The organism is Arthrobacter sp. KUASC02 (assembly GCF_059739395.1).
On sequence record NZ_AP046053.1, the window covers coordinates 1,840,602 to 1,853,218 of the forward strand.

At 64.3% G+C, this 12,617-nt stretch carries 12 protein-coding genes; 10 read left to right on the forward strand and 2 right to left on the reverse strand.

Translation table 11 applies throughout. From position 1 onward, the window contains the following. Position 1 precedes the first annotated feature (1 nt). On the forward strand, positions 2-1,426 hold the full coding sequence (locus tag AC6JAC_RS08390; RefSeq protein WP_028270163.1) for a sugar nucleotide-binding protein: 1,425 nt from the start codon (positions 2-4) through the stop codon (positions 1,424-1,426). An 11-nt stretch (positions 1,427-1,437) separates the two neighbouring features. Next, positions 1,438-2,430 carry a glycosyltransferase gene (locus tag AC6JAC_RS08395; protein WP_051628769.1) on the forward strand — a complete coding sequence of 331 codons (993 nt, stop codon included), beginning with the start codon at positions 1,438-1,440 and terminating at the stop codon, positions 2,428-2,430. Between the two features lie 8 nt (positions 2,431-2,438). On the opposite strand, the gene AC6JAC_RS08400 is transcribed toward AC6JAC_RS08395, so the two are convergent. Together AC6JAC_RS08400 and AC6JAC_RS08405 are read right to left on the reverse strand one after the other, a co-directional pair. Further along, entirely contained in the window at positions 2,439-3,701 is a 1,263-nt protein-coding gene (locus AC6JAC_RS08400; RefSeq protein ID WP_156037077.1) for a lipopolysaccharide biosynthesis protein, read from the reverse strand. Between the two features lie 119 nt (positions 3,702-3,820). Next, positions 3,821-6,040, reverse strand: coding sequence for a lysozyme (locus tag AC6JAC_RS08405; protein ID WP_442853336.1), 2,220 nt, complete (start codon positions 6,038-6,040; stop codon positions 3,821-3,823). Between the two features lie 589 nt (positions 6,041-6,629). Here AC6JAC_RS08405 and AC6JAC_RS08410 point away from each other — a divergent pair. The 8 genes from AC6JAC_RS08410 to prfB all read left to right on the forward strand — a co-directional run bounded on the left by AC6JAC_RS08410 (position 6,630) and on the right by prfB (position 12,548). Continuing rightward, entirely contained in the window at positions 6,630-7,853 is a 1,224-nt protein-coding gene (locus AC6JAC_RS08410) for a TadA family conjugal transfer-associated ATPase (protein WP_028270160.1), read from the forward strand. Further along, positions 7,853-8,707 carry a type II secretion system F family protein gene (locus AC6JAC_RS08415; protein ID WP_028270159.1) on the forward strand — a complete coding sequence of 285 codons (855 nt, stop codon included), beginning with the start codon at positions 7,853-7,855 and terminating at the stop codon, positions 8,705-8,707. The genes AC6JAC_RS08410 and AC6JAC_RS08415 overlap by 1 nt, the downstream gene beginning before the upstream one ends. Further along, entirely contained in the window at positions 8,704-9,645 is a 942-nt protein-coding gene (locus AC6JAC_RS08420) for a type II secretion system F family protein (RefSeq protein ID WP_028270158.1), read from the forward strand. The genes AC6JAC_RS08415 and AC6JAC_RS08420 overlap by 4 nt, the downstream gene beginning before the upstream one ends. A gap of 95 nt (positions 9,646-9,740) precedes the next feature. Then, entirely contained in the window at positions 9,741-9,992 is a 252-nt protein-coding gene (locus AC6JAC_RS08425; protein ID WP_028270157.1) for a hypothetical protein, read from the forward strand. 75 nt (positions 9,993-10,067) lie between these two features. Then, positions 10,068-10,442 (forward strand): TadE family protein, encoded by a 375-nt coding sequence (locus tag AC6JAC_RS08430; RefSeq protein ID WP_043437952.1) that lies wholly within the window; start codon positions 10,068-10,070, stop codon positions 10,440-10,442. Continuing rightward, positions 10,423-10,920: a hypothetical protein gene (locus AC6JAC_RS08435; protein ID WP_028270155.1), complete on the forward strand. Its 498-nt coding sequence runs from the start codon at positions 10,423-10,425 to the stop codon at positions 10,918-10,920. The genes AC6JAC_RS08430 and AC6JAC_RS08435 overlap by 20 nt, the downstream gene beginning before the upstream one ends. Before the next feature lie 44 nt (positions 10,921-10,964). Beyond that, entirely contained in the window at positions 10,965-11,378 is a 414-nt protein-coding gene (locus AC6JAC_RS08440) for a pilus assembly protein TadG-related protein (RefSeq protein ID WP_028270154.1), read from the forward strand. A gap of 54 nt (positions 11,379-11,432) precedes the next feature. Further along, positions 11,433-12,548 carry a peptide chain release factor 2 gene (gene prfB / locus AC6JAC_RS08445; RefSeq protein ID WP_028270153.1) on the forward strand — a complete coding sequence of 372 codons (1,116 nt, stop codon included), beginning with the start codon at positions 11,433-11,435 and terminating at the stop codon, positions 12,546-12,548. The last annotated feature ends 69 nt before the right edge of the window (positions 12,549-12,617 follow it).

The window sequence follows — 12,617 nt, forward strand, 5'->3', positions numbered from 1 at the left end:
GATGTCGATCGAGTTCTCCAAGAAGCTGACCGCGCACGAAACCCCGATCCCCGGCGTCGTCCTCTACGACCTCCCGGTCCACGGTGATAACCGTGGCTGGTTCAAGGAAAACTGGCAGCGGGAGAAGATGGTGGCCCTCGGGCTGCCGGACTTCCGCCCTGTGCAGAACAACATTTCGTTCAACGAAAAAGCCGGCACCACCCGCGGTATCCACGCCGAACCGTGGGACAAATTCATTTCCGTGGCCACGGGCAGGATCTTCGGCGCCTGGGTGGACCTGCGCGAAGGACCGTCCTTCGGGGCTGTCTTCACGGCTGAACTGGACCCGAGCCAGGCCATTTTCATTCCCCGCGGCGTGGGCAACGCCTTCCAGACCCTGGAAGACAACACCGCCTACACCTACCTGGTCAACGACCACTGGTCGGCCGACGCGCAGGGCCAGTACACATTCCTGAACCTCGCGGACGAGACGGCCGCAATCGCCTGGCCCGTCCCGCTGGAGGAGGCTGAGCTTTCCGACAAGGACAAGGCCCACCCCCGCCTCGCGGACGTTGTGCCGATGCCGGCGAAGAAGATCCTCGTGGTCGGTGCCGACGGCCAGCTCGGCAAGGCGCTCCGGGAACTGTACGACGGCGACGCGACCGTTGAGTTCGCCGGCCGTGCCGGCTTCGACCTCGGCAGCGAAGCGTCGTTCACGGAGCGGAACTGGAAGAACTACTCAACGATCATCAACGCCGCGGCCTACACCGCCGTCGACACCGCGGAAACTGCGGAAGGCCGGGCAGCTGCCTGGGCCGTCAACGTTGCCGCCGTTTCACGGCTGGCCCGGACCGCCGTCGAACATGACCTCACCCTGGTGCACGTCTCCTCGGACTACGTCTTTGACGGCGTCCGAGAGAGCCACGACGAAACCGAGCCTTTCACCCCGCTGGGTGTCTACGGCCAGACCAAGGCCGCCGGCGACGCGGTCGTCAGTGTGGTGCCGCGCCACTACATCGTGCGGACCAGCTGGGTCATCGGTGAAGGCAACAACTTCGTCCGCACCATGGCATCCCTGGCTGGCCGCGGCATCGAACCGTCCGTGGTCAACGACCAGATCGGCCGGCTCAGCTTCACCGAAGACATCGCCGCAGGTATCCAGCACCTCCTGGAATCCGGCGCCGACTACGGCACCTACAACCTGAGCAACGACGGCGAACCGCAGTCCTGGGCCGACATCGCCGCGGACGTTTATGAGCTCTCGGGACAACCGCGCACCGCTGTTACCGGTGTCAGCACGGAAGACTACTTCAAAGGCAAGGCGGCCGCGCCCCGGCCGCTGAACAGCGTGCTGGACCTGACCAAGATCAAGAACTCGGGTTTCAAGCCGAGGCCTTCCCAGGACGTTCTGGAGACGTACCTCGGCCGGCGGACGGCCGCGGAATAGCGGTCCGATCCATGCGCTTCGATTCGACTACCTTCGGTGTGGTCGCCCTGGCGGCCTACCAGCCGGACTGGGAACTGTTCAGGACCCAGCTTCGATCCATCCAGAACCAGACGCATTCGCAGTTCCAATGCCTCATTTCGGCGGACGGCGGCTTTGCCGAAGTTCGTGACTTCGTGGACCGGGAACTCGGCGGCGACGAGCGGTTCCGGGTACTCGGGTTCGAGGACAGGCTGGGGTTCTACGGCAACTTCGAACGCGTCCTGCAGCACGTTCCGGCCGAAGCGGCGTGGATCGCGTTGTCGGACCAGGACGACTCCTGGTATCCGTCGAAGATTGAATCGATGCTCCCGCGTTTGAACGAGGTCAGCCTCGTGGCCGGGCAGGCACGCGTTGTCCGCTTGCCCGGCAACGAGGTGGTGACCGAATCAACGCAGCGCCAGAATGTCGGTCTCGATGCGCTTCTTGCCCAGAACCAGGTGACAGGAAGCCTTTGCGTCTTCCGCCGGGATCTTCTTGACCTGGCGTTGCCGTTTCCCCGTTTGAACACCATCTCGCAGGTACACGACCATTGGCTGGCCGTCTGCGCCAAGGCAACCGGCGGTGCGCTCGTCGTCGAAGACGTTGTCCAGGACTATGTCCAGCACGGCGGCAATGTCCTCGGCGAAGTCGGCGGCAGGAAGAGCATCGCCAAATCCTTCGAACATGTCACTGCGCTGTCCCGGAAATTCCAGGGCAGCAGCAGCCCGCTCGCCTTGCTCAGGACGGCCAACGACCTGAGCTTCGGATGGCGCCGGGTCATGGCTGACGCCCTGCGGGAACGGGTTGCTGCGGGCACTCCCGGACTGGAAGGTGGCGTGGCTGTTTTTGAAACAGGCCACGGGTGGGTGCCTACTGCGCGTGCGCTTGTCTCCGGCCTTCGCAGCGGCGACATTGCCCTGCCGTGCTTCGTTGAGTTTGTGGCCGGCGTTCCGGTTGAGCTTTTCACCAAGGGGCGCCGGAAGTAGCTGCCGGCCTAGTGTGGCTGTTCCGCGGTGGGGACCGGCGGCTGGACCAGGTGCTTGAGGCTGTCGCGGACCACCATGATCTGGTAGCCGGCGACGACGAGTTCGGCCAGGCCGACCGCCCAGGCGACGCCGGGGGCGCCGTAGAAGATGCCGAGGACGAACATCATCGGAACGTTGAAGGCTGCGCCGATGGCTGTCGATTTAGCCAGGGCGGCTCCCTTGCCGAGCGGAATGAGGCAGGCGAGGCCCACTACCTGGGCAACAATGACGCCGGCGAGGATCAATCCAAAGGGGATGCTGAGGCTGTAGTCGATAGTGATGACTCCGCCGGAGAACAGCGGGCTCGCCCAGGGGGTGAGGAGCGCGAGGAGGACTCCGGCAAACAGGCCGACGATCGGGGCAATCCTGGCCACGGTCCGGATCCGGTGGGAGCTTCTCGCCGGTCCGGCCTCCGGGATCCACCCCTGAATCACCTGGAGGATGGGACCGAACCCGGCGACAGCAAAGCGGAAAAGCTTGTCTGCCAGGGCGTATTGGGGGAGCGCGGCAGCAACCACCTGGCCCACCGCGAGCAGCGGCAGGTTGCTGTTGAGGCTTCCCGTGCCTGCCGCGATCACGCCGTATTTCTGGTCGCGGAGGCGTTTCATGGCCGGAACGACGCGAAGATCCGCCTTCACCGGATGCCCTGCGCGTGAGAGTGCGCCGCCGGCGCCAATGACGACTGCCAGCAGGTTAAAGACCAGCAGTGCAAGCACAAAAACCACCGGCTGCGGGAAGAACTGGATCAGCACAACGCCCGCCACGATACCGAGCCCCTGGGGGAGCACGTCACAGAGGAACAGCTTCCACGGTTTTGCCTGGCCGATGAAGAACCACGAGGCACCGACGAACGGCAGAACGTAGGCCACTGACGCCAGGGCTGCTACCGGAGGATCGATTTTGCCCATCAGCAGCATCACGAAGTACATCACGGGCGCGGCGAACAGGAAGAGATAAGCCCTGCTGACCAGGGAGTCGAGGAACATTTGCGGGCGCTCCCGCTCAGGCAGTGAGGCCACCAGGGCGGCTCCGACGGTTCCCCAGCCGAAGGCGACGGCGATCCCGAAAATTGCTGCCGTGGCCTGGGCCAATGCCAGTTCGCCCCAGGTCTCCTTGCCCAACGTGGAAATAACGAACGGGATGGCGAGGAGATTGATGACGGTAGAGAACACGAGCGATGTTGCGAAACCGCCAAAACGGCGGAACAAAGCGGGTGCAGCTTTCGAAGCCACGCGAGATCTCCGATCCTATGGGTCCAGGCATGTGGCCCATGCGAGTCGGCTTTAGGCCAGTTTGAATCCTACCCCGCGTGTTGCGGCGGCCAGGAACCGTGCCGCACCAACTTCCCGTCCTAGTACGAGATGTTTTTGCAGCCCAGCAGCGAGTTGCCGGTGGTGAACGGTGAGGCCGCGATGGCATAAGTGCAGATCCGGTAATTGCCGCGCTGGCTGATTGCTTTCTTTGCCGTGTAGCCATGGTTGCCGCTGATCCCGAGAATCTGGTTCACGTCCGGCCGAGGCTGGTTGGCCATCACCGCGAAGTTGGTGGTGCTTCCGTCCGGTGCTGTGACATAGGTGTGAACGCTCAGGGACTCAGTTGGCACGTCGCGGTCCACGGTCCAGCCTGCAGCAACGACTGATGCAACGCCATTAGCCGTTTCGATTCCCACCGAATCCAGGTATCCGATCGGGCTGGCGCTGAAGCCGGCGTCAATATAGCTGCAGCCGAGGAGCGGGTTGCCGGGGGAGACCGGGCTGAGTGCTATGGCGTAGGTGCACACCCGGTACTTGCCGGGAGCTTTGATGGGGAGGTCGGCTTCATAGCCGTGGTCGCCCGGCACACCGAGAATCCTGTTGACGTCAGCGCGGGGCTTTGTCGCCGTGAACTCGTGCAGCGTGCTGGTGCCGTCGGGTGCCAGGACGTAGGCGTGCACCGGGATCTGCGCGGACGTGTTGCCGTAGTCGATCGCCCAACCGCGGACGCTGAGAGCTGCCTGGGTGCTGGTCTTCTTAACGCTGACCGAATCCAAGGTTCCTACGGGCGTCGTGCCCGGAGCGATGCTAATGGACCGGCAGCCAAGTTCCGAGTGGAGGTAGAGCCCGATCGCATAGGCGCAGAGCTTGTAATTGCCGGCCTTCTTGATGTCGATATTGGTTTCGAAGCCGTGGTTGGAGCCGACTGACCAGATCCGGTCCACATCCGGCCGCGAGGTATTTGCGGGGATCTTGTAGAGCGTGCTGCTCCCGTCCGGGCTGTAGAGGTAGGCGTGGACTTCGGCGGTAACCGAGGGACGGCTCATATCCACGGCCCAGCCGCGCACTTTGATTGATTCCTTGTCCGGAGACCGCTGTTCGGACACTTCGTCCAGGCTGCCGATAGGTGGTTCGGCGCCGTCCACCGTGAGCGACTTGCAGCCTATGCCAGGGTTGATGAACTTGCCGATGGCGTAGACACAGATGGTGTATTTTCCGGACACGTTAATCGGAATCTGGTTGTCGAAGCCGTGATAGTCGCCCAGCCCCAGGACCTTGTTGACGTCGGGCCGGTACGTTGTTGCCGGGAACTCATGCAGGGTCTTCGTCCCGTTCGGTGCCGTTACGTAGGCATGCACTTCCGTGGTGGCGCCTGGCAATGCCCGGTCCAGTGCCCACCCCCGAATCTTGAGGGCGGTGGTGGTGCCGGTGCGTTCGATGGTTGCCGTGTCGAACGAGCCTTGCGGCCGCGTGCCCGTGAACAGTGAAAGGGAAGCGTAGTCGCCGTTCCAGACGTTCGAATCGCCGGCGAAGGGTCCTGTGCTGCTGTACTGCCACATGCTGTACGTGTCCCAGCTGGACGGAACCGGTCCGGCGTCGTTCGTGGCGGAGCTCGGGTAGGCGGCGATCCACAGCGGATAATCGCCGAAGCCGGCGGCGTCCGCCGTGCACTGTTTCCACCAGGATGTATTGGTGTAAATCATGGGGAGGCGGCCGGTCATGGCCAGCATGGTGTTGCCGAAGTCCCGCACCCAGCTGGTCAGCTGCGCCGGTGACATTCCGTAGCACGTGTTGCCAAAGTAGAACCCGTTGATGGTCCGGCCCTCATAAGGGTTGAATTCGAAATCCAGGACGGGAGGGAGGGTATAGCCGTCGGGGCTCCAGCCGCCACCGTTCTGCACAAAGTAGCGGGCCTGGTCCGCCCCCGAGGACCAGTTGGGGATGGCGAAGTGATAGGCGCCGCGGATCATGCCGACGTTCCGCGAGCCGTCGTACTGGGAGCTGTAGGAGGGGTTGGTGTAGTAATTGCCTTCGGATGCTTTGACGTAGGCGAACCTGACCCCCATGTTCCATTGCTGCAGCCAGTCAACGCTTGACTGGTAGGCGCTGACGTCCAGTCCCTTGACGCCGAACGTCGGGGACCAGGTGCCCTGGGTTTCGAGTGACTGCGTCGTCAATGACTTCGTGCCCTGCAACAGTTTGGCGGAGGCCGTGACGCGTGCGGACCGCTGGCCCATCTCGGCTCCTCCGGGACCGACAGCCGTCGCCATCGCTGCCCGGCCGGCGTCGGAGTTCGGGTCCGGGACGGGGGCGGCCACGGTCGGTTCTGCCGTGGTGGCCGGTTTGGCGACGGGAGCGGTCTGGGCAGTCGGGGCGGGCGCCGGTGCCTGCGTCCCGACCGGCGCTGGAGCGGGAGATGATGTCGGAGGGACCGATGGTGCCGGAGTCGGCGATGCGGTTTCCGTAGGAGTGGCCGAGGTTGCCGTCGGTGCCGGTTCAACGGCATTGGCCGGAACGGCAAGGCCCGGACCCGTCAGCAAGGCCATAGCAAGCAGTAGCGACCCCAACCGGATGCAATGGTTGGGTGGGAAGGGTTCTGGGTTCCGCTTCATTTTTCGCTCCGGAATAATGACATGCCCCGAAGAACAGGTCACTAGGTCGCATCTACAGCTGAATCCCGCAGGAATAACCGAACTGTGAGATATGTCTGACTTAACGCGCCTACCATAACACCAGTGTGCATGGAGCGACTAGTGGTTCTGGTGTTACCAATGTGAATCAGAATTCACTCGAATTTTCGCTTTATCCACAGCTTTGCCGATGTGACTTGGCTGACATGTGCAAGTCCCATAGCGTTAACGCAGTTGTACTGCCTCAGTCGGGGGCGGCAGTCGTATTGGGGAACTCATGGATGCTGTTCGAATTGTGGAGGACGAGGTCCGCGAACTGATTCGGCGCCGAGGCCTGGACCCGCTTCGGCAGGCCGGCGAGGTCAGGCGCCTGGTCGAAGCGGCGGTCAGCGACTACGACGAGCGTGCGCTCATGGGACCGCTTCCTCCGATCGGCCCCCTGGAGACAGCCCGCCGGCACGTGTACGACGCCGTTGCTGGTTTCGGCGCGTTGCAGCCACTGCTGGATGACCCCGCCATCGAAGAAATATGGATCAACGCACCCAGTGAAATCTACGTGGCGCGGAACGGCGAATCTGAACTCACATCCCTGAGTCTCTCGGATCAGCAGGTTCGGGACCTGGTGGAACGCATGCTGAAAAGCTCTGGCCGCCGGCTCGATATGTCTTCGCCGTTCGTGGATGCGGCCCTCCCGGACGGGTCCCGGCTCCACGTTGTCATCCCGGACGTTACGAGGCGCCACTGGGCGGTCAACATCCGAAAGTTTGTGGTCAAGGCAAGCCGGCTCGACCACCTCGTGGAGCTCGGCACCCTCACGCCCCAATCGGCCCGGTTCCTGGGTGCCGCGGTAGCCAGCGGGCTCAACATCCTGGTGTCGGGGGCGACGCAGGCCGGGAAGACCACCATGCTGAACTGCCTGGCTGCCAGCATCGGGGCGCGCGAGCGAGTCATCACGGTGGAGGAAATCTTCGAACTGCAGTTTCCCTTGCGTGATGTTGTGGGCTTGCAGTGCCGCCAGCCGAACCTTGAGGGCGAAGGAGAGATCCCGCTGCGCAGGCTTGTCAAGGAAGCGCTAAGGATGCGGCCGGACCGCCTGGTGGTGGGCGAAGTCCGCGAGGCGGAAAGCCTGGATATGCTCATCGCGCTCAACTCCGGCCTTCCCGGCATGTGTACTGTGCATGCGAACTCGGCGCACGACGCCGTTACCAAGCTGTGCACTCTTCCGCTGCTGGCCGGTGACAACATCTCCAGTGCGTTCGTAGTGCCGACGGTCGCCTCATGCATTGATCTGGTGGTCCACTGCAGCCGCCACGCGAGCGGCCGCCGCCAGGTGACAGAGATCCTCTCCCTCGGCAGACGGGTTGAGAACGGCATCATCGAGTCGTCGATGGTCTTCTCAATGGCCGACGGCCAGCTGCAGCCCAGAGCCAACTCCATGCCCGCCGTCGAGAAGTTCGCCGCTGCGGGCTTCGACGTTGCGGCACTGCTGGAGGTCCGCTGATGGCCCCCGTGCTGGGGGTGGTTCTCGGTGCAGGTTTGTTCCTCATCTGGTGGTCAGCATGGGAACAGCCGCAGACCGCCAAACGGCCTCCCCGCTCCAGCCGGCTCCAGGACCTGCTGCGGGCAGCGGGCATTGAAAACGTCTCCGGTCCCGGATTGGTAGCTACGTGCCTTGGCCTCGGGGCATTCGTGAGTCTGGTGTTCTTCGCCGTGACCAGGTCCTGGCCCATCTCCGCCTGCTTCGGCCTGTTTGGCGGATGGCTTCCGATGGCAGTTGTCAGGTGGCGGGCCCGCAAGCGTACGGCGACGCTGCGCCAGCTCTGGCCCGATGTTGTTGACCACCTTCGCTCCGCAATCAGGGCAGGGTTGTCCCTGCCGGAGGCGCTGATCCAATTGGGCGACAAGGGTCCTGAGGAACTGCGGCACGTCTTTCGTGATTTTGGATCCGACTACCGCGCCGGCGGCCAGTTCGATCCGGCACTCAACAGGCTCAAAGAACGGCTTGCGGATCCCGTCGCCGATCGGATTGTCGAAGCCCTGAGGCTCACGCGCGAAGTGGGCGGCTCCGACCTCGGCCGGCTGTTGGGAACCCTGGGCGAATTCCTGCGGGAAAGCGCACGGACCAGAAGCGAGCTCGAAGCCCGGCAGTCCTGGACGGTGAATGCCGCCCGGCTCGCAGTGGCTGCTCCGTGGATTGTCATGGTCCTCCTGGCCACCAGACCCGAAGCGGTCGCCGCATACAACACGGCGATGGGGGCTGCGGTGCTCCTCGGCGGACTGGTCGTGTCTGCCATCTGCTACTCCGTCATGCTGCGCATCGGGGCCCTTCCCGAAGACGAGCGGGTGCTCCGATGACGTCGCCCGCAGCCGCTGCCGTGATCTGCGGCCTCCTTCTCGGAGCCGGACTCTGGCTTCTGGTGGTCCGGCTGCCGTTCATGCGGCCCATGAGCTTTGCGGAACGCATTGAACCGCAACTCAAGTCCCAGAACCTGGAGTCCCGGCTGCTTATGGCCCCTGCGGGCAACCTCACGCCTTTCGGTCCGCTCGAACGCATCCTGCGCCCGATGCTCAAGGACGCGCACGCGTTCCTCGGGCGGTTCAACCTGGGGTCTTCGGCGTTGAGCCGCAGGTTGGCGCAGGCCGGAATCCGAAAGTCTGTTGTCGACTTCAGGGCAGAGCAGCTGCTGTGGGCTGTCCTGGCGTTCGTCGTTGCCACGGGCCTGGTGTTGGTCGGAGCGGCCGCAGGACAGTTCAATCCGTTCCTCGCCGTCGTGGCCGTCCTCGGCAGCGGCCTTGGCGGATTCCTGTTCAGGGACTACTGGCTTGGCGCCCAGATCAGCAGGCGGGAAAAGCGGATGATGGCCGAGTTCCCTAGCCTCGCCGAGCTGATGGCGCTTGCCGTCAGCGCAGGGGAAAGTGCCTCGGGCGCCCTGGACAGGGTCTGCAGGACATCACACGGCGAACTCGCCGCGGAATTTGAGCTGGTTCTTGGGGAAACCCGGGCCGGAAAACCGCTCGTCGAAGCGTTGCAGCGGTTCTCGGCGCGGACCGACCTGGGGCCCTTGGTGCGATTCGTCGACGGGATCATCGTGGCAGTGGAGCGGGGGACACCCCTTGCTGACGTCCTCAGGGCCCAGGCGCAGGATGTTCGCGACACCGCCAAGCGTGAGCTGATGGAATCGGCCGGAAAGAAGGAGATCGCCATGATGGTCCCGCTGGTCTTTGGCGTCCTCCCGTTGACGGTCATCTTTGCCGTGTTTCCCGGCCTCGCCGCCATCAGCATCGGCCTATGACTGAACCTGGATCACCCGGACACCTCGATCACCCGGACCGCCGGAAACGAACTCCAGCCCGAACCCACAGCCCGAACCCACAGAATGGAACCTCGATGAAGCACATAGGAATCCGCGCCCTGGCAGTCATCCTCCCCATCGTCCTGCTGCTCCGGACAACGGCGGAGTTCGTCGGGAACAGCCGCCGCGGTCCGGCCCGGACCGCGGACCACCCGGAACGAGGCGACGTGCCGGGCTGGGTAATGATCACCCTGATGTCGGCCGTGCTCGTAGCTGCCCTGCTGGCCCTGGCCGGACCTGCCCTCGAGGGGCTGTTCAACCAGGCCATGGACAAGGTCGGAAACTAGCAGATGCCTCCGGCGGTCCCGGCGGCGGACGATCAGGCTTGCCGGACATCGGGGAACCCGGCTGAGCGCGGAGCCATGTCCCCGCGGGAACGGGGTTCCGCGGTGGTGGACTTCGTACTGGTCGGCGGGCTACTCACGATGTTCTTCCTGGCAATCATCCAGCTGACGCTGGTGCTGCATGTCCGCAACACCCTGATCGACGCCGCCGCCTCCGGAGCCAGATACGGCACGCTGGCCGACCGGAACGCGGCCGACGCGGGGGACCGCACCACCGAGCTCATCGGAATGGCGCTCAACGCCGACTTCGCTCAGGACGTGACCACCTCGGAGGTCACTTATCAGGGAATCCGCGCCCTCGAAGTCACGGTCAGGGCGCCGTTGCCGGTGATCGGGTTGATCGGTCCCCGGGAGGCTCTGGAGGTGAAAGGCCATGCTGCCATCCAGCCGTAAGATCGCGGCCAGGCTTTCCCGGGCCGGCAGCGGGGAAGCCTTGGCCCGGAGCGGGGAGGCCGCCTCTGACGAGCGCGGAAGCGCCGTCGTCGAATTCACGTTCCTTGCCCTGCTCCTGATGGTGCCCCTCGTGTATTTCATCATCACCGTCGGGCAGATCCAGGGCGGCGCCTTCGCTGTGGTCGGCGCGGCGGACCAGGCCGCCAAGGTGTACGTTGCCCAGCCCGACGCGGAGAGCGGCCGTCTTGCAGCCGAGCAGGCAGTCATGCTCGCCCTCGCGGACTACGGACATCCGGCGGACAACGCGAGCATGGACGCGAGCTGCCAGCCCTCGGACTGCCTCGCCCCGGGGTCGGCCGTCACCATTACCGTCCACCTCACGGTGCCGCTGCCTTTTGTACCGTTTAGCGATTCGATGCGGCTCAACGCGAGCAGGCTGGACGCCTCCGCCACCCAGATTGTGGGGCGATTCCGATAACGTCCCAACACCGTGACACTGAACCACGCCGGGAAGAGGGGCAGATGATGGTCCTGATCATCGGCTACGTGTTCCTGGCGCTTCTGGTGACCACCGTAGTCATGGCGGCATCCTCGCTCTACCTTGAACACAAGAAGCTGCTGTCCGCGGCTGACGGGGCATCGGTGGCAGCGGCCGACAGCTACACGCTTGGCCAGGTCGAGACAGGCGCCGGCAGCCCGTCCGCGGTCCTCAACGGCGGGCGCGTGCGCAGCGTCGCCGCTGACTACCTCAGCCGGAACGGCGCCTTTGCCAGGTTCGACGGGCTCGCCGTGGCGCCGGAGACCGGGAGCCCGGACGGATCCACCGCCGTCGTTGTGCTGAGCGCCGAGGTGCATCCTCCGATCGTGAACTTCCTCATTCCGGACGGAATCAGGATTGAGGCCACCTCCACAGCACGCTCCCGGCTGGTCCGGTAGTGCCGCTGAGCCGGTGCCGGGCGGCTAGGAACCATAGCGTAGGCTTTAACAACCATGGCTCAAATAGATTTTTCCGCAGAAATCCGCGCTTTGCGCGCCACCTACACCTCCATCGAAAACGTCTCGAATGTTGAGGAGCTGAAGGAAGACATCGCTGAACTGAGCGAGCGCGCAGGCGAGCCCAACCTCTGGGACGACCCGGCGGCGGCGCAGAAGATCACCTCCAGGCTCTCCCACCGGCAGAGCGAGCTCGAACGCCTCAACAAGCTCGTTGCCCGGATTGACGACCTGGAGGTCCTGGTGGAACTCGGCCAGGACGAGGACGACGCGGCTTCCATGGGCGAGGCCGCGGCCGAGCTCGAGTCCATCCGGAAGTCCCTGAAGGACCTTGAAGTGGTGACGCTGCTGTCCGGCGAGTTCGACGAACGCGAGGCAGTGGTCACGATCCGTGCCGGCGCCGGCGGCGTGGATGCCGCGGACTTCGCCGAGATGCTGCTGCGGATGTACCTGCGCTGGGCGGAACGCCACGGCTACCCGACGACGATTATGGACACCTCCTACGCCGAGGAAGCCGGGCTCAAGTCCGCCACGTTCGAGGTCAACGCACCCTATGCTTACGGCACACTGAGCGTCGAGGCCGGTACCCACCGCCTGGTGCGGATCAGCCCCTTCGACAACCAGGGCCGCCGCCAGACGTCGTTCGCGGCCGTGGAAGTTATTCCGCTGATCGAGCAGACGGACTCCATCGAGATCCCGGACAACGAAATCCGCGTGGACGTCTTCCGGTCCTCCGGCCCCGGCGGCCAGTCAGTCAACACCACTGACTCGGCGGTGCGCCTGACGCACATCCCCACCGGCACCGTGGTCTCGATGCAGAACGAGAAGTCCCAGCTGCAGAACCGTGCGGCGGCCCTGCGCGTGCTGCAGTCCCGGCTCCTGCTGCTCAAGAAGGAGCAGGAAGACGCGGAGAAGAAGGCGTTCGCGGGCGACGTCAAGGCCTCGTGGGGTGACCAGATGCGTTCCTACGTCCTGAACCCGTACCAGATGGTCAAGGACCTCCGCACCGAGCACGAAGTGGGCAACACCTCTGCAGTGTTCGACGGCGAAATCGACGACTTCATCGATGCCGGCATCCGCTGGCGGACAGATAACCGCAACGCCGCCGACTAGGCCCTGGACCGGCGGGGCTCTCCATTCGGTGGCTGAAATCCTGCGACACGCCAGGTAACTCCAGCTTTT

Bases quoted from the DNA above. Each gene is read 5' to 3' on its own strand.
- AC6JAC_RS08415 (WP_028270159.1), top strand. From the start codon at position 7,853: ATGGCCCCCGTGCTGGGGGTGGTTCTCGGTGCAGGTTTGTTCCTCATC.
- AC6JAC_RS08410 (WP_028270160.1), top strand. From the start codon at position 6,630: ATGGATGCTGTTCGAATTGTGGAGGACGAGGTCCGCGAACTGATTCGG.
- AC6JAC_RS08395 (WP_051628769.1), top strand. From the start codon at position 1,438: ATGCGCTTCGATTCGACTACCTTCGGTGTGGTCGCCCTGGCGGCCTAC.
- AC6JAC_RS08440 (WP_028270154.1), top strand. From the start codon at position 10,965: ATGATGGTCCTGATCATCGGCTACGTGTTCCTGGCGCTTCTGGTGACC.
- AC6JAC_RS08390 (WP_028270163.1), top strand. From the start codon at position 2: ATGTCGATCGAGTTCTCCAAGAAGCTGACCGCGCACGAAACCCCGATC.
- AC6JAC_RS08425 (WP_028270157.1), top strand. From the start codon at position 9,741: ATGAAGCACATAGGAATCCGCGCCCTGGCAGTCATCCTCCCCATCGTC.
- prfB (WP_028270153.1), top strand. From the start codon at position 11,433: ATGGCTCAAATAGATTTTTCCGCAGAAATCCGCGCTTTGCGCGCCACC.
- AC6JAC_RS08435 (WP_028270155.1), top strand. From the start codon at position 10,423: ATGCTGCCATCCAGCCGTAAGATCGCGGCCAGGCTTTCCCGGGCCGGC.
- AC6JAC_RS08420 (WP_028270158.1), top strand. From the start codon at position 8,704: ATGACGTCGCCCGCAGCCGCTGCCGTGATCTGCGGCCTCCTTCTCGGA.
- AC6JAC_RS08430 (WP_043437952.1), top strand. From the start codon at position 10,068: ATGTCCCCGCGGGAACGGGGTTCCGCGGTGGTGGACTTCGTACTGGTC.